The organism is Myxococcus llanfairpwllgwyngyllgogerychwyrndrobwllllantysiliogogogochensis (genome assembly GCF_006636215.1).
Lineage (GTDB): Bacteria > Myxococcota > Myxococcia > Myxococcales > Myxococcaceae > Myxococcus > Myxococcus llanfairpwllgwyngyllgogerychwyrndrobwllllantysiliogogogochensis.
The window spans coordinates 1-15,827 of the sequence record NZ_VIFM01000035.1; the positions used below are offsets into that span (position 1 = coordinate 1).

The 15,827-nt window shown below is 68.5% G+C and carries 12 protein-coding genes; 4 read left to right on the forward strand and 8 right to left on the reverse strand.

The features are described from left to right. Positions 1–40 precede the first annotated feature (40 nt). Complete coding sequence (locus tag FJV41_RS52170) at positions 41–1,747, forward strand: DUF6311 domain-containing protein (RefSeq protein WP_220137850.1); 1,707 nt, start codon at positions 41–43, stop codon at positions 1,745–1,747. 10 nt (positions 1,748–1,757) lie between these two features. Here the strand turns inward: FJV41_RS52170 and FJV41_RS11535 are convergent, their stop codons facing one another. The 5 genes from FJV41_RS11535 to FJV41_RS11555 all read right to left on the reverse strand — a co-directional run bounded on the left by FJV41_RS11535 (position 1,758) and on the right by FJV41_RS11555 (position 6,883). Then, on the reverse strand, positions 1,758–2,654 hold the full coding sequence (locus FJV41_RS11535) for a bestrophin family protein (protein ID WP_141642502.1): 897 nt from the start codon (positions 2,652–2,654) through the stop codon (positions 1,758–1,760). A gap of 120 nt (positions 2,655–2,774) precedes the next feature. Next, positions 2,775–3,959, reverse strand: a complete 1,185-nt coding sequence (locus FJV41_RS11540; RefSeq protein WP_141642503.1) for a phage capsid protein — start codon at positions 3,957–3,959, stop codon at positions 2,775–2,777. Between the two features lie 64 nt (positions 3,960–4,023). Beyond that, the gene (locus tag FJV41_RS11545; RefSeq protein ID WP_141642504.1) at positions 4,024–5,070 is read right to left on the reverse strand and encodes a serine hydrolase domain-containing protein; all 1,047 of its coding nucleotides are present in this window, start codon (positions 5,068–5,070) and stop codon (positions 4,024–4,026) included. Between the two features lie 453 nt (positions 5,071–5,523). Beyond that, positions 5,524–5,841, reverse strand: a complete 318-nt coding sequence (locus tag FJV41_RS11550) for a hypothetical protein (RefSeq protein WP_141642505.1) — start codon at positions 5,839–5,841, stop codon at positions 5,524–5,526. 103 nt (positions 5,842–5,944) lie between these two features. Beyond that, positions 5,945–6,883 carry a LysR family transcriptional regulator gene (locus FJV41_RS11555; RefSeq protein ID WP_141642506.1) on the reverse strand — a complete coding sequence of 313 codons (939 nt, stop codon included), beginning with the start codon at positions 6,881–6,883 and terminating at the stop codon, positions 5,945–5,947. A 149-nt stretch (positions 6,884–7,032) separates the two neighbouring features. On the opposite strand from FJV41_RS11555, the gene FJV41_RS11560 reads away from it, so the two are divergent. The 3 genes from FJV41_RS11560 (at position 7,033) to FJV41_RS11570 (ending at position 11,092) form a co-directional block, all read left to right on the forward strand. Beyond that, positions 7,033–7,791, forward strand: a complete 759-nt coding sequence (locus tag FJV41_RS11560) for an SDR family NAD(P)-dependent oxidoreductase (RefSeq protein ID WP_141642507.1) — start codon at positions 7,033–7,035, stop codon at positions 7,789–7,791. Positions 7,792–7,929: 138 nt separating this feature from the next. Continuing rightward, positions 7,930–9,456 carry a PKD domain-containing protein gene (locus tag FJV41_RS11565; RefSeq protein WP_141642508.1) on the forward strand — a complete coding sequence of 509 codons (1,527 nt, stop codon included), beginning with the start codon at positions 7,930–7,932 and terminating at the stop codon, positions 9,454–9,456. A 100-nt stretch (positions 9,457–9,556) separates the two neighbouring features. Continuing rightward, the gene (locus FJV41_RS11570; protein WP_141642509.1) at positions 9,557–11,092 is read left to right on the forward strand and encodes a PKD domain-containing protein; all 1,536 of its coding nucleotides are present in this window, start codon (positions 9,557–9,559) and stop codon (positions 11,090–11,092) included. A 67-nt stretch (positions 11,093–11,159) separates the two neighbouring features. On the opposite strand, the gene FJV41_RS11575 is transcribed toward FJV41_RS11570, so the two are convergent. The 3 genes from FJV41_RS11575 to FJV41_RS11585 all read right to left on the reverse strand — a co-directional run bounded on the left by FJV41_RS11575 (position 11,160) and on the right by FJV41_RS11585 (position 15,804). Next, entirely contained in the window at positions 11,160–12,809 is a 1,650-nt protein-coding gene (locus FJV41_RS11575; protein ID WP_246137154.1) for a cell wall anchor protein, read from the reverse strand. A 194-nt stretch (positions 12,810–13,003) separates the two neighbouring features. Continuing rightward, the gene (locus tag FJV41_RS11580; protein WP_141642510.1) at positions 13,004–14,686 is read right to left on the reverse strand and encodes a carbohydrate-binding protein; all 1,683 of its coding nucleotides are present in this window, start codon (positions 14,684–14,686) and stop codon (positions 13,004–13,006) included. Positions 14,687–14,817: 131 nt separating this feature from the next. After that, on the reverse strand, positions 14,818–15,804 hold the full coding sequence (locus FJV41_RS11585; protein WP_141642511.1) for a methyltransferase: 987 nt from the start codon (positions 15,802–15,804) through the stop codon (positions 14,818–14,820). Positions 15,805–15,827 lie beyond the last annotated feature (23 nt).

The following is a 15,827-nucleotide window of genomic DNA, read 5'->3' on the forward strand; positions in this document are numbered from 1 at the left end:
ACCCGAGACACCGTCGGCGCCGCTCCCCCCGTGGGAGCGCCTGCGTCACGCGTGGGACGCCCTCACCCGGTGGGGCAAGGCCCAGGCGGGCCCGCTGGGAGCGGCGCTCGTCGGGTTGCTCACGTTCCTGGCGACCTTCGGGCCGGGCGCGCTCGCGCCCTGGCGACTCGGCTGGCTCATCCGGGACGACTTCAGTCAGCACCTGTTGGGGTGGCTCTTCTTCCGCCAGACGCCGCTCGGCCTGCCGCTGGGAGCCACGCCCAACTACCTCCATCCGCTGGGGACCTCGCTCGGGTACACGGACTCGATTCCCTGGGTGGGCTTGCTGCTGCGGCCCTTCTCCTTCGCGCTGCCCACGGACTTCCAGTACATCGGCCCGTGGATGTGTTTGTGCCTCATGCTGCAAGGCGCGTCCGCGGCGTGGGTGGCGCGGCGCATGGGCGCCTCCACGCAGCACCAGTGGTGCGTGGGTGGACTGCTGGTGCTGTCGCCCGTGCTGCTCTCGCGGATGACCTTCGCGCACGAGGCCCTGTGCGCGCACTGGCTGCTGGTGCTGCTGGTGGGGCTCCACCTGATTCCCCAGCGCGACGCGCGTGACGCGAAGCAGGCGCTGGGGTTGGGCCTGTCGCTCTGTGTCTTCGCCGCGGGCGTCCACCCCGTCATCGCCGCCATGACGTTGCCGCTCGCGCTGTCGCTGTGCGCGCGAACGGCGCTGGAGCGGAAGCTGCCCTTCACCTGGCCCGCGCTCGCGGCGGTGGCCTGCTTCGCGTCCGTGCTCGGCCTCTTCTTCGCCTTCGGCTACCTGGGCACCGGCATCCCCGTGAGCGCCACGGAGTTCGGTGACTACTCCTCGGACCTGACCACGCTGTTCAACAGCATTGGCCACGGCGAGATTCGCTGGTCCCGCTTCCTGCCCCCGCTGCCCAGGAACGGAACCCAGAACGAGGGCTTCGGCTACCTGGGCATGGGGGGCCTCGTCGCGCTCGTCATCGTGCTCGGGCTCATGGCCCGCGAGCCCCGGCGCATCCTGTCGCTGTGGCGGCGCTGGGTGCCCCTCACCGTCGTCGCCCTGGGACTGGCCTTCTTCGCCCTCTCGTGGCGCATCACCTTCCAGGGCGTGCAGGTGGCCGACGTGTCCGCGCTCTATCGCCCCGTGCTCAAGTGGGTGGAGGCGTTCCGCTCCTCGGGCCGCTTCATCTGGCCGCTGCACTACCTGCTGCTCGTGGGGGCCGCGCTCGCGCTGCCTCGGCTGGTGCGCCCGTCGCTCGCGCCCACGCTGGCGGGGCTGCTGCTGCTCATCCAGGGCCTGGACCTCAACCTGGGCGAAGGGCGCAGGGCCCAAGGAGGAGGCCGTTGGAACACGCTCCCGTCCCCCGCGCTCACCGAGGCGGCGAAGGGCCGCAAGCACCTGGCGCTGTATCCGCCGCAGATGCATGACGGCTCCGGCCGGGGCTGCCGCGCGGGCCCCATGGACTTCCACCGCTGGGCCTACCGCGCGTACCGGCTGGGCCTCACCTTCAACAGCGGCTATGTCGCGCGCATCGACGACGCCAAGGCGCAGACGTACTGCCTGGGCATGGACGCCGAAATCGCCGCGGGCAAGCTGGACCCCGAGACGGTCTACCTGGTCATCCCCGTGAGGGTGCGCTGGCTCCAGAAGATTCCGGGCGCGCACTGCACGCCGGAGGACGGGCTGTGGCTGTGCGTCTACAACGAGCCGCCCGCGTCCTCCGTGTCCGGTCGCTGAAACCCCCGGCTCAGGCGGCCGGGGGGGCCTGACGCGCCGGCGGCTCAGCGGGCATGAGCGCGTTCAGGTTGGCGTGGATGGTGTTGCAGATGGAGTCCAGCGGCAGGTCGTTGTCGTCGTGGCCGAAGGGGTCTTCGATTTCGACGCCGATCTCCTCGATGCCGAAGAAGATGTACGCGACGACGAACGTGGCGAGCACGGTCAGCCCACCGAAGGACTCCACCAGCGCGAAGGGCAGCGTGTAGCAGAAGACGAGCAGCGCCCGGCGCAGGTGCATCACATACGCGAAGGGGATGGGCGTCTTGCGGATGCGCTCACAGCCGCCGATGTAGTCGACGAGCAGGTGGACGTCCTGGTCCAGCTGCATCTGCACGTACTCGGAATAAAGGCCCTTGCGCCGGCCGGCGTCGAGCAGCGCGCTCATCTTCCGCGCCACGGCGAACGGCACGTGCTGCGCGCGCATCACCTCCGCCACCTCGTCCGGAGGCAGCTCCTGGGCCAGGGGCCCCAGCTCCGCCTTGGTGCGCAGGAACGACGCGGACGCGAAGGGGAAGGCGGCCGTCCACCGCAGCAGCGCGGCGTAGAGGGCGGGCTCGGACTGGAGGAAGACGCCCGCGGCGCGCGCCAGGTTGCGCGTCTCGTTGACGATGCCGCCCCACAGCTTCCGCCCCTCCCAGAAGCGGTCATAGGAGGAGTTCGTGCGGAAGACGAGCAGGAGGCTCAGGGAGATTCCCGCCAGCGTGTGGACCGTGGGGGGAATCGCCACCGAGCGGACATGGGAATGGAAGATGGTGACGCCCAGCGCCCACAGGACGCAGACCATGACTCGGGCCACGATTTCGCGGACCATCGAGCCCTTGAGATAGTGGAAGTAACTCCACCAACGATGCGGATCGTACTCAACCATGGGATTCGAGGGCGTAGGCTGCCACGGCGCTTGAAACCGTGCCGCAACCTTTTCGTCCAGGGGCTGCTGGTGTGTCCAGCCCTCTCTTCCATGAGCAAGGGCTGGCCTCGGGCCTCGTGACTACGGCTGGAGCACTCGGTTTCCGCCGAGCGCGTCAATCACCGCGATGACGTCGTTGGGAGCGCGCTCGTAGAGACCCGGCGTGTAGTTGCGGGACGTCGCGGTCCACACGGGGCTCGGGGCCGACCACGTCTCGAAGTTGACCGTGGTGCTGACGTAGCCGACGTGGCAGTTGCGCTGGTCCACGGGGGCGCTCGACAGGTCGGGCGCTCCCACCTTGTCCTCGTCTGTGCAGAAGGCGACGCCGACGGGGCCATTGCCCACGCGGATGGCATACGGGACGTAGGCGTTGTAGCGACGCCCGGAGCCCGGGTCGACACGGGAGCGATAGACGGTGCGCCGCAGGGACTCGTCCCATGTCCTGCCGCCGTCCCACGACTGCACGGCGTTGATGACATTGGCGCGCGCGCCGCCAGTGGCGAAGGCCTCCACGCCCTCCACGACGACCATCAACCGGTCTCCTCCGAGTTGCACGACGGTGGGCATGCCCTCGCGGTTCAGCGCTCCAGCGCGCTTGTCCCACGCCACGGCGACGACGCCATACGCGGTCCACGGCCCCGAGATTCCCGCGCGTCCCTGCATGGCAATCCACTGGTGGCCCGGATAGCCGCGCTGCGCGGCGAGCGGCTCGGAGTCGTAATAGACTTGCAGGTCTCCATTCGCGCGCTGGAAGAGGAAGGGCGCTCCGACGAAGCGGGTGACGGGGCCGATGACGGTGCTGTCGTAGACCCAGTGGTCTCCGTCGTTGTCGCTCCGGGTGATGGTGATGCGGTACTGGCCGCCGGCGTACTCGCGGAACGCACAGAAGATGGTGCGTGTCCCCGGAATGGCTCGCATCGTCACGTCGCCGAACTGCACCGCGGGGTTGTTCGCGACGGAGCCGTGGAGCGACCAACTCGCACCACCGTTGCCGCTCGTCCAGACGTCGACGCGCGTCCCCGCGCTCGCGCCGCCAATCAGCAGTCCATCCGAGCGGCGGGTGATGTTCCGGATGGGCGCGCCGCCGCTCGCCATCAGCGTCCGCCAACCGCCCGCGGGCAGTGCGTCCTCTCTTCGCTCCAGCGGCTCGGTTTCATCGCGAGGCGCTTCGGGTCCACACGCGGCGAGCGCCGCCACCAGGACGAGCACAGCCAGGGGACGCGAATCAGAACAGCGGCCAGTCCGAAGCACGGGAGCAGGTGTCATGCGCTCCAGCGTGCCCGTTCGTTTTTTATCTGCTCAAGCCCATAAAGCTGATTTTCTTGAAATGCTAAGTTGTCGTCTCCGCGAGGAGTCGGGAGAGGAGCGCGAAGCCAGGGGCCTCCAGGGGGACGCGACCTCGAAGCGCGGCGAGCAGGGACCAGCCGTGGTTCGAGAGCAGGACGACTCCCGCGTCCACGGAGGGCGCCAGGCCGATGAAGCCGACATACCCGCCCATCACCGACGAGCACCACGCCACGGTGTGGCCACGAAGCTGGGAGATGGACCAGCCGAGCCCCATGCGCACGGCGCCGCCTTCGGTGCGCGGAAGCAGAGACATCTTCAGGGGGCGTGAGAGGGACTCGTCGGCGCGGCCGAGGCTCGCGTCGAGGAAGCCCAGCAGGTCCGGCACGGTGGAGTGGAGCGCACCCGCACCCGGCAGTGCTGGGAAGGTCCAGGCGGGCACGGGCCGGCCGCGCGCGGTGTGGCCGGGGAGCAGGCGAGGCGCCAGTTCGTCCGTCACCCGTGCCGAGGTGTCGCTGAGCTTCAGGGGAGTGAAGAGCAGGTCGCGCAGCGCGTGCCCGTAGTTGAGTCCCGCGCGTCGGGAGAGCGCGTGGCCCAGGACGCCCATGCCGAGCAGGGACTCGGAGACGGGGCGTGGAGGGGGGAGTTGGGGGTGGTAGGTCCGGAGGAAGTCTCCGAAGAGGTTGGCGGAATAGTGGCCGAACGGGTCTTCGGGATTGCGAGGTGCCGCGTCGAGATTGGGCGGCAGGTGGGGCATGCCAGAGGTGTGCGTGGCGAGCTGCTCCAGGGTGATTCGGCCCGCGTCCGCATCGGGGAGGAGCGAGCGGGGAATCACCTCGGCGAGCGGCATGTCGAGTCGTGCCTTGCCCTGCTCCACCAGGAGGCCGAGCAGGGCGCCGGTGAAGACCTGGGTGAGTCCGCCCAGGGAGAACAAGGCGTTGTCGGGAGGCGGTGTGCCCTTCCCTCGGAAGGCCTGGACGTGGTGCTCGCCGCGTGAGGTCAGGCCCGCGCACAGCGAAGCCGAGCGATAGCTCCGCACGTAGCGACGGGTCTCATCCTGAAGCAGCGTGGCGAGGGACGGAGGGGAGCTCACGGAGATTGTCTACACCATGGCGGACGCGGGCTGTGCGGAGACGTGTTGCCAGTTCGTGGTTGCCTGGACGCGCTGCCCTCTCCATGGTCAGCACCCAAGGAGGAAGCAAATGCCGACCGGACTTGCAGCGGATGGGACGTATGGGGCCGGAGCCCGACACACCTTCGACATGACGGCCGAAGAGGCGTGGCGGAACTGGGCGGAGGCGAAAGGCCTGGGGCGATGGCTCTCACCCGCACGGGCCTCGTTCAAGGAGGGAGACCTGACCACCCTCAAGGACGGGACGGACGTCGTCGTGATTCGGGCGAGGCCTCCAACCCTGCTCCGCATCCGACTGAATCGCATCGACTGGCCACGACCGCGGACCGCGCAACTCCGTGTCCTCCCGGCGGCGCGCGGCCACACCGTCGCCCTGCATGCGGAAGGACTCCCCGACGCGAAGACCCGTGCTGACTACATCCAGCGATGGACGAAGGCCCTGACCGGCGAAGCCTCGGCGACCACGACGAAGGTCGCGGCGAATTCCGCCTCCGCGAAGAAGACCTCCACGCGGAAGACGGCGGTGACGAAGAGCGCGGCGAAGAAGACCTCCACGAGGAAGACGGTGGCGAAGAAGAGCGCGGCGAAGAAGCCTTCCGCGCGAAAGCCAGCGGCGAAGAAGCCTTCCACGCGAAAGCCCGCGGCGAAGAAGTCCTCAACGCGGAAGACGCCAGCCAGGCGCTGACGCCTGACGTCCAGCCCGGCGATGACGACTGAGGTCCAGCACGACACCCTCCAGGAATCGCCTTGAGCTGATAGCGACAGCCCAGAGCGCCCTACGCCTCGACGAAGCGCTCTGCCTCTCGTTGATAAAGGGCGCCGCACCGGTCCTTCTTCACCGCCGGGCCGCGAGCTCCGTGACCTCACGCCGAGGCCTGAACGGCGCGAACAGCTCCACCGCCCAGTCCACGAACGCGCGGAGCTTGGCGCTCACGTGCCGGTTCTGCGGATAGACGATGAAGAGGGGGAACGGCGGCCCCTGCCACTCACCCAGGATTTGAACCAGCGCCCCGCTGTCCAGATGAGGCCGGGCCACGAAGGCGGGAAGCTGCGTCACGCCCAGCCCCGCCAGCACCGCCGACAAGTGCGCGGTGCTCTCGTTGACGGCCACGCTGGAGCGGCCCATCACATCGATGCGCTCTCCTTCCCGTGGGATGAAGGACAACGGCACGAGCCGACCCGTCCTCGTGGAGAAGTAGCTCACGATGTCGTGGCCCTCCTGGAGGTCCGAGGGATGCACGGGCTTGCCCTTGCGCTTCAGGTACTCGGGCGTGGCGCACGACAGGAACTCCAACTCACCGATGCGCCGCGCCACCAGCGACTGGTCCGGCAGCACGCCTCCGCGAATCACGCAGTCCACGCCGTCGCCCACCAGGTCCACCGAGCGGTCACTCACCCCCAGCTCCAACTGGATGTCCGGGTACTTCGCCCGGAACGCCGGCAGCGCGGGGATGAGCAGGAAGTTGGACACCGAGGACCCCGCGTCCACCCGCAGCCGTCCCCGAGGACGCGTCCGAGCGTTCGACACGTCCGCTTCGATGTCCTCCAGGTCCGCCAGGAGCCTCGCCGTGCGCTCGTAGTACGCCGCGCCCTCGGGCGTCACCGTCACGCGTCGGGTGGTGCGCTGGAGCAGCTTGACTTGAAGGTGCTCCTCCAACCCCTGGACCAGCTTCGTCACCGAGGGCTTGGGCATCTTCAGCGTGTCCGCGGCCCGGGTGAAGGTGCCGGCTTCGACCACGCGGGCGAACACCCGCATCGCGGTGAGCTGATCCATGGAGTCGTCCTCGAAGCGGCCCGAAGGGAAGTCCCGGGCTCCGGCGATTATTACTCGAATGGAAACAGTCCTGTCCCGAGGCCGGCGTTTCTCCCGCGAGGCGAGGTCCCTACCCTTGCCTCATCGAAACCCCACACCGGAGACACGCCATGACGAAGACACGCAAGAACCTCGAAGGCAGGGTGGCCCTCATCACCGGTGGCTCGCGCGGCCTGGGCGCGGCCATCGCCCGGGCCCTGGCGGATGAAGGCGCGGACGTCGCCATCAGCTACGCCTCCTCCGAGACGAAGGCCCAGGCGCTCGTCGAGGAACTGAAGACACGCGGAGTCCGCGCCGCCGCGCTCAAAGCCGACCAGGCCTCACCCCAGCAGGTGGAGGCCCTGGTCAACGAGGTCGCGCGGCGCTTCGGCCGCCTCGACGTGCTCGTCAACAACGCGGGCATCTTCCACACCGCCGTCGTCGGAGACCCCGCCAGCGACCTCGAGGCGCTCGAGCACCAGTTCTCCGTCAACGTCCACGGGGTCGTCGCCGCCGTCCGCTCCGCCGTGCCCCTGCTGCGCGAAGGCGGGCGCATCATCTCCATCGGCTCTGGCATCGCCAGCCACACGCCCTTCGCGGGGCTCGGAGACTACGCCGCCACCAAGGCCGCCATCGCCGCATACACCCGAGGCTGGGCTCGCGACCTGGGCCCCCGAGGCATCACCGTCAATCTCATCCAGCCCGGCCCCATCGACACCGACATGAATCCCGCCACCGGCGCCAGCGCCCCGGTGCAGCGCGCCGGCACCGCGCTCGGACGCTACGGCCAGCCCGAGGAGATCGCCGCCGCCGTCGCATTCCTCGCCAGCCCGCAGGCCTCTTTCGTCACCGGCGCCACCCTCGACGTGGACGGCGGCTTCAACGCCTGAGCTCCAGGCTTATGCCCCGTGGGTACATTTGCAACAAAGTGGCAAATCAATCTCTTGCAAAAACAAGGGATTGGAGATTCTCCTTAACACCGCGCTCAACAAACCCAATCATGTGAGTCCTTTCCCGAAAGGCCTCCCATGACCTGGAAACCCCGACGTCTCCTCGCCGCGGTCCTGTCCCTGCTCGCCCTGCCCGCATGGGCGCAGTCGGCGAATGTCGCGCAAGGAAAGGCCTCTTCGGCGTCCTCGGTGCATGCCAATGGAGCCCCCTTGCTGTATGGGCATGCCAAGGCGTTCAACGGCATCCTCAACACCGAGGACCGGTGGGCCTCCGCCACGCCGCCCGCGGCGTCGACCCCGGAGTGGCTGGAGGTGGACCTCCAGGCGGTGCATCGCATCGACGGGCTCAGGCTGCACTCCGGCCGAGACACCACGGTGGGACTGCAGATGCTCGACTTCGACGTCCAGCATCGGTTCGCCGCCACGGACAGCTTTCAGCCCATTGCCGGCGCCTCCGTCACCAACAACACGCTGCCCACCTGGACGTTCCAACTCGCCCAGCCCGTGGAGACGCGCTACGTGCGCCTCCTGTGCAAGCGCGCGTCAGGCGACGGCCTGTGCCGGGTGCGGGAGCTGGAGGTGCTGGGTGTCCGCCTCGCCAACCAGCCGCCCACCGCCTTCGCGGGCCACGACACGGCCGTCGTCCTGCCAGTCAGCACGGTGCAACTCCCGGGAACGGCCACTGATGGCGATGGCACCATCGCCAGTTACCTCTGGCAGCAGGTCTTCGGCCCCACGCCGGCCACGCTGACGGGAGCAACGACGTCGACTGTGAGCGCCAGCGGGCTGACGAGCGGGACGTACCTCTTCCGCTTCACCGCCACCGACAACGGCGGCTCCACCTCATCCGACACCGTGAGCGTCACGGTGCATCCGAGCACCGCGCCGGTGGACCCGCGCGCGGGCAAGCTTCACGTCTGGTCTCGCGGCGGCAGCTACGACACCGCCGTCTTCCTCCCCATCGAGTACGGCGCGCTTCCAGCGAAGAAGTATCCCCTGGTCCTCTCGCTGCACGGCCGGGGCGGCACCACGCTCACCGCGAACCACACCCAGGTGCTCGGCAATCCGGAGGGCTTCATCCGGCAGCTCATCCCCGGCAAGCCCATCGTCAATACCTACCCCGCCGTCGTCATCGCGCCCAATGGGCCCAACATCGGGGGGGCCCATGAGACGTGGTGGGACTCGGCCCGCACCCACACCCTGGTGCTGCAGGCCATCAGTCTCTACAACATCGACCCGGACCGCGTGACGATGACGGGCCTCTCCTCCGGCGGCGGGGGCGTGAATGACCAGATGCTCGATCACCGGAGCACCTACGCCGGCGGCATGCCGTTGGCATTCACCACACCCCTGGCCAACCCGGTCTGCATCCTCGAGGACTTCCCCCTCTGGGCGGCGGGCAACGTGGGCGATGGGACGTTCAACGCCTGGAAGTGGACCAACCCCACCGACGGACTGCTGACCCAGGTCCGGCAGTGCCCCGGCTACACCGGCGAATTCCAGGTCACCGTGATGCCGGGGACCACGCACAGCGGCTGGGATGAATTCTGGAGCCGCCCCGACGCGCAGAACTGGCTCGTGAGCCAGGTGCGCCAGACGCCCTGAGCTTCACGACGGGGCGGAAGCGGGTGGAGGTGCCTTCCGGCATCACGCCTGCTTCTGCCCTCGCATCACATCTGTTCCCCCACCCCCGAAAGGCGTCCGCATGCCCTGGCACCCCCGGAGTCTCGCCACAGCGCTGTGTGTCCTCTTGCTTCCCCTGGCCCCCGACGCCCTCGCGCAGTCCACCAACGTGGCGCTCGGCAAGCCGTCCTCCGCGTCGTCCGTACATCCCATCGGTTATCCCGACACCTTCGGGCACGCCAAGGCGTTCAACGGCGTCTTCAACAGCCCGGATGACCGCTGGTGCTCGGGCGTCAATCCGCTGCCCTCGAATCCGGAGTGGCTGGAGGTGGACCTCCAGGCGCTGCACCGCGTGGACAGCCTCACCCTCTACTTCGGCAAGGACGACACGTTTGGCCGGATGGTGGACTTCGACATCCTCTACCGGGCGAGCAACACCGCCGACTACCAGCTGGTGCCAGGCGGCGCCATCACCGGCAACACCCTGCCTGGCCGGACCTTCACCTTCACGCAGCCCCTGGACGCGCGCTATCTGCGAGTGCAGTGCAAGCTGGGAGCTGACGACAACTACTGCCGCGTGCGCGAGTTCCTGGTCTTCGGCGCCCTGCAGGGCAACCAGCCTCCGTCCGCCTTCGCGGGCAATGACGTCTCCATCACCCTGCCCGTCAGCACCGCGCAGCTCCAGGGCTCGGCCAGCGACTCGGACGGCACCGTCACCGGTTACGCCTGGACGCAGGTCTCCGGCCCGACGACGGCCACGCTGTCATCACCCACCGCGCAGTCCCCGAGCGCCAGTGGCCTCTCGCAAGGCGTCTATGTGTTCAGGCTCACCGCCACGGACAACGGCGGAGCCACGGGCTCGGACACGGTGAGCGTCACGGTGCAGCCGGCGACCCCCTCCGCGGACCCTCGCGCGGGCAAGCTCCACGTCTGGTCTCGGGGCAACAGCTACGACTCGGCCGTCTTCCTGCCCAAGGACTACGGCACCGTGCCCGGCAAGAAGTACCCGCTCGTGCTCTCCCTGCACGGCCGGGGCGGCACCACGTTGGACGAGAACCACACGCAGGTGGGGAGCAACCCGGAGGGCTTCATCCGACAGCTCATCCCAGGCAAGGCGTTGGTCGACACCTTCCCAGGCATCGTCGTCGCGCCCAACGGACCGAAGATCAAAGAGGCCATCGACACCTGGTGGCACGCCCCCGGCGTCCACGCACTGGTGCTGGAGGCCATCACCCTCTACGGCGCCGACCCGGAGCGCGTGACGATGACGGGCCTGTCGTCCGGCGCCGCGGGCGTGAATGACCAGATCGCCTCGTACCGGAGCACGTATGCCGGCGCCATGCCTCAGGCGTACTTCCCGCCGTTCACGTCGCCCATCTGCTTGATGGAGGCCTTCCCCATCTGGGCCGCGGGCAACGAGGACGACGGCACGTTCGGCGCGTGGAACTGGACCAACCCCTGGGATGGCGTCCAGCCGCGCGTCCGCGCCTGCCCGGGCTACACGGGAGAGTTCCAGGTCACCGTGAATCCGACGGGTGGACACAGTGGCTGGGACATATTCTGGAGCCGCTCCGACGCGCAGAACTGGCTCGTGAGCCAGGTGCGCAAGGCCCCCTGACCTCGTCGGCTGCCGCCCCGAGTGTCCCCGGACGAAGCACGCTCCGGGGACACCTGGGTTCAACGCGCTACTGACGAAGGACGCGCTTGAGCTTGAAGGGCGAGGGGCTCTCGCTCATCGTGTAATAGCTCGCGCCGCTCGGGTCGTACTCGATGGCCTCGCCCTGCCCCTCCACGGTGTCCGTGAGGGTGACGGGCGCCGCCGCGAAGGCCGTCTCGAAGGCCGCTCCCGGCGCCGCGCGGAACTCATACACGGTCTTGTACGTGCGCAGGATGAAGCGGTTGGAGCACGGGTGGATGGCCGCGGACGTGGTGTAGGACCAGTTCGGCTGGTCCGGAACCACGGGCAGCTGGAGGTTGGACACGAAGATGAGCGTGGACTGCACGCCCGGCGCCGGCAACGGATTGGGCATCTTGTACACCTTGCTCAACCCCGAGCCGGACTTGGTGATGATGTAGATGTCCGCGGTGACGGGGTGGACCATGATGGCCTCGGCGTCCTTGCCGCCATCCGGGTACACGAAGGGGAACTGCTGCGCCGTCAAATCCCCGCTCGTCTGGCCCGCGCCGATGTTCGGCTCGGGGATGCGGTAGACGTAGAACGTGTTCGGAGGGATGGGCAGGCTCGCGCTCGAGCGGCCAATGTCTCCCATGTAGATGCAGAAGCCCGTGGGGCACGGCCCGGTGGCCACGTCTTCCCAGTCCTGCGGCGTCACGCCCGCCACCTTGAAGGAGCCCAGCGTGGCCGCGGTGGTGGTGCTGATGGCGACGATGTCGTTGACGTCCTCGTTGTGGACGTAGATGGCGCCCGGGGTGACACGGCTGGCGGCCAGGCCCGACGGCTCGACGATGAGCGGCGCGGACACGTTGCCCATCAGCGTCCACGTCGTGGCGAAGGTGTCACCCACGGTGCAAGTGGGCGCGTCCGCGGCCCGGAGAGCGACGACCTGCGCGATGTTGGTGTTGGGCAGCGTCGACACGCCGTTGAACGCGGGCTGCAGACCCGCCGCCCCCAGCTCCTTCCACGCCATGTCGAAGAGGATGCCCCGGTCCGAGGACTGCAGGCACGCCTCGAAGGCCTCGGTGAACCCCGTGGGAGGCGTCAGCGGGTCAACGGGGCACGTGGCGCCCGCCCACAGCTGCGAGCCGAACCACACCGCCAGCCCGTTCGCCGAGGTCGTGGTGATGGCCGGGCTGTCCATGGTCGCCAGGTTGCCGTTCTTCTGGCCGCTCTGCGCGTCGATGGGGTTGGTGGGGTTCGCGCCGGAGAACGCGGAGATGCTGCCGGCCACGTAGTAGGCGGCGTCGAAGGTGAACGCGTAGCTCGCCGGCTCCGAAGCCCCGGCGACCTTGTAGAAGACCCACGCCTTTATCTGCGACGCGCTCTGGTCCGAGCGAAGGAATGTCCAGCCCGCGGGCGCCGTCGCCACCGCCGCCACGTTGTTGCGGTTGCTGAGGCGCACCAGCAGCACGTCACCCGCGACGGTTCCCGCCGGCTTGGTGAGCGTCAGCGAGGTGACAGTCTTGCCCCAGGCCGTCGTGCTCGCCCGGTGGCTCACCAAGGACACCGCCTGCCGCGCGGCCCCCACCGACGCCGGAGCCTCCTCCGAGCTGCTCGGCGCGGACTCGGACTCCAGCGGCCCGCAGGCGCCCAACGCCAGCAATGAGACTGATACAACCCACCGTGAAACTCCCTGACTGAAGACCTTCAATGTCATTCCAATCTCCCGAAGAGCAGCTCGGCGATGCCGCCTCGCTATCGAGCCCCGCTATCTCAGGAAATGGGAAAAGATGGGAGAGACACGTTGAGAAAAACAGAAGTCTCAACAGCACATGTCAGCCATTGCTGAAAACTTCCACGGCAACCATCCGAGCGGAGGTATCTGATTCCGCCCGGATGGTTCGTTTCACCCTACGGCGCGACGTCCAGGAGGCCCACGCCGCGCTGGGCCCACTCAGTGCCGGGCGCGGTGCGCAGGTCATCCACGGGCACGGGCAGGTGCTCCCACTGCGCGGAGTTGGCCGGCGGGGGCTTGTTGGTGTTCTGGACACGCGCCCGGTACAGCTGCCCGTCATGCATCACCAGCGCGCCCGCCGCGTACGTCATCTCGGGTGAGCCGGGCGCCAGGGTGGCCTTGTCCGTCCAGCGCTCCAACTGGCGCGTCGTCGTGCCGGCCGGCAGGCCCGTGTCGACGAACGTCAGCGCGGTGACGGCCCCATTCACGTTGCCGGTGGCCGTCACCGAGCCCACCGTCCCGCTGCCACCCGTCAGGCCGGAGATGAACCGGCGGCTGCCCTCCCAGCGGTTCTCCTTCAGGGTGATGGGGGCGGTAATCGTCCCCGCCTTGCTGAGCACGACGCCCGGGTCCGTGGCGGTCGGGTAGACGCCCTGGTAGCCGAAGTCGAGTCCCCGGAAGGCATTGCGCTCCCAGTTGAACCGGGCCCCCGCGCCGGCCGTGCCGCCGAACCAGATGCCCAGCGACAGCGTGTCCGCGAAGTAGTTGTCGGTGAACTCGACATTGAGCGGCACGTCTCCGGTCTCCGGCTGCGCGAAGAAGTTGAGCAGCGCGCCGGCGCCGCCCACGAAGACGTTGTGGTGGAAGCGGATGGTGCCGCCGCGCACCTGGGCCTGGGAGTTGTTGTCCTGGTAGTTCGCGAAGGCCGCGCGCCAGTCGATGGCGCCGTAGGCGAACACGTTGTGGTGGACCTCCGTGCCGTCGCCCAGGTTCTGAATCTGGAGGGACTCCGTCCCGGTGCGCACCAGCCGGTTGTTGTAGACCTTCAGGTTGGAGCCCAGCGGCGTGGGCGCGCCCTGCGTGGAGCCGAAGTAGATGGCCTCGCTGGCGGTGTCGTGGATGTAGAGGTCGTGCAGTTTGATGTCGTTGAGCGGCGACACCGTGCCGTCGCTGTTCTTCTCGCGGAGGATGCGCAGGCCCGCGAAGCCCGCGCGGGTGATTTCCAGATATTCCAGCTCGAAGCTGTGCGCCCCACCGATGCCCAGCCCCATGTGGCCGTCGCCCAGGAAGAGGTCGTCGCTGAGGATGCCGTAGCGCTCCCGCGACGTCGCATATGCGCCGCAGCGGTGCCCCGGAAAGTCCGCGTGGCCCGTGCCCGAGTCCGCGTCATAGCGGCCGGTGAGCACCCAGTTCGAGCCGCCACTCATGGCCCAGATGTAGCCCTGCGAGGACCCCGGATTGGGGCGGATGACCACCTGGCCCCCCGTGTTGGTGATGACCAGCAGGCGGCTCGCCTGACGGTGAGGCAGGTTGCCCAGGTTGATGAGCGTGTAGTTCCCCGCGGGGATGTAGAGCCGGTCCAGCGTGCTCCAGTTCGTGGACGGGAAGCGGGCCTGCACATCCGGGATGTACATCTCTCCGTTCGCGGAAGGCCCGGGCAGCGTGAGCGTGGTGCCGGGCGCACCGAAGCGGCCAAAGGGCTCGCACGCACCGGCGACGCCACCATCCCCCTGCGTGGAGCCACCATCCGTCGGTCCCGCGTCCGCCTGGAGGTCGGGCCCCTCATCCCCGGGTGAATCGCCCGAGCACGCCGAGGTGAGGCAGACCATCAGACACAGGACGCAGAGGCTCCGAATCATGGTGCGGCTCCCGAGGGGAAGGAGCCGCCAAGCCTAGCCCGATTCCGCGAGCGGTCCGCGCACCCCGCACGCGGACCTCCCGCCCACTCTTGTCACCCAGTGACATCTTCAACGAAATAGCGGGTTTAGGTTCAGGCCACCTTGCCCACCAGGATGGAGTAGGGGCTGTGGGTGGGGATGATGCGGTCCAGCTTGAAGCCCCCCTCGGCGAACAGGGCATCGTATTGGACCTGCGTGCGCTCGCGCCCTCCGGCCAGCGACAGCATGACCAGGTCCATCACCATGGCCGGGTGCAGCTCCGGGCCCTCGGGCAACATCATCTCCATCACCAGCACTTCCGCGTGGGGCGGAGCCACCTGGCGAATCTGGCGAAGGATGGAGATGGCCTGCGGGTCCGCCCAGTCGTGGATGATGTTGCTCAGGATGTAGGCGTCGGCGCGGGGCAGCGGCCCCACGAAGAAGTCTCCCGCCTGCGTCTTCATGCGGGGGTGCGGCTGGGAGTTCTGCACCACGTCCGGCAGGTCGAACAGCGTGCCCTGGGAGCGAGGCGTGGCGTCGAGCACCGCCGCCAGGATGTGGCCCCGGCCGCCAGCGATGTCCGCGATGTGCTCATAGCGGTGGAACTCCATCGCCTGGAGCACCGCCGCGATGGCCATGTGCGACTTGCCCGTCATCGCCGCGTCGAAGACACGGGCGTCCTCCGGGTGGGCTCGCAGGTAGGGCCAGAGCCCGCCCGGCGTCACGGCCTCACAGGCCGTCTGGCCCGTCCGCGAGGACACGCCCAACGCTCCGGCCGAGCGCCAGTTGATGTCGTCTCCGAACATCAGCACCAGGGACTTCAGCGAGTGGGCGTGACTGGCCTTCAGGTGCTCGGAGTACTCGGTGTGGACCCAGCCGCCCCCGCGCCGCTCGAACACCCCGTGCGCCGCCAACAGCCGCATCATCCGGTGGAGCGAGTCGGCATGCGCCCCCGTCGCCCGCGCCAGCTCCTCGCTGGTCATCGGTGTATTGCCCAGAACATCCGCGACTCCCAGCTGCGCGACGAGATGCAGACACCGTGGGGCGAAATATCCAGTGCTGAGATTGAAGATGAACGCCGGGGCTGGAAGCTGTTGCATGCGCGCTCCTGGTCAGCAGGGCT